The sequence below is a fragment of the Mycobacterium scrofulaceum genome, assembly GCF_001667885.1.
Lineage (GTDB): Bacteria > Actinomycetota > Actinomycetes > Mycobacteriales > Mycobacteriaceae > Mycobacterium > Mycobacterium scrofulaceum_C.
Window position 1 is genome coordinate 1 of the sequence record NZ_LZJW01000079.1, and the last position, 549, is coordinate 549.

Below are 549 nucleotides of genomic sequence, written 5' to 3' on the forward strand. Positions count from 1 at the left end.
CGACCGCGCTTCCGGACCGCGCGGCGGCCGCTCGCAGTCGCGGCAATGCGACGTCGGTGCGCGCCGCGATCGCCGCCTTGATCAGCTCGGCCTTGTTCGGAAAGTAGTTGTACAGGCTGCCGCTCGTCATGCCGGCGGCGCGGGCGATCTCGCGAATCGTGGTGCGAGAGTAGCCCTTCTCGGCCACGCATCGCATCGCCGCAGTGATGATGCGCGTGCGGGTCTGCTCGCCGTCCGCACCGACCGGGCGCCCCAATTGCGCCGGGGGACCGCTCATGCGGGAAGGTACCGTCCCTCACGCACCGCGCACCTCCGCCGGAAACCCCGAATTAATCGATCGCTCGATTATATTCGACCTGTCAGGCACCGAGGGCCGGCGGACGGGACACGCGAGTGGGGAGAACACGGTGACGCGGCCGCAGCGGGGACGCCCCGTCGGGGCCAGCGGTGAGGAGACCCGCCAGCGCATCATCGTGGCCACCATGCGCTGTGTGGCGACGGTGGGCTACTCGCGAGCCACGATTCGGGAGATCGCCCGCACCGCGGATG

The 549-nt window shown here is 69.9% G+C and carries 1 protein-coding gene and 1 pseudogene; one reads left to right on the forward strand and one right to left on the reverse strand.

Going from position 1 to position 549, the window contains the following annotated elements:
* The coding region (locus A5681_RS11885) for a TetR/AcrR family transcriptional regulator (protein WP_156737943.1) at window positions 1–277 on the reverse strand (277 nt) is incomplete at its 3' end.
* Between the two features lie 130 nt (window positions 278–407).
* On the opposite strand from A5681_RS11885, the pseudogene A5681_RS26500 reads away from it, so the two are divergent.
* Window positions 408–549 (forward strand): annotated as a pseudogene (locus A5681_RS26500) (TetR family transcriptional regulator); the annotation flags it as partial.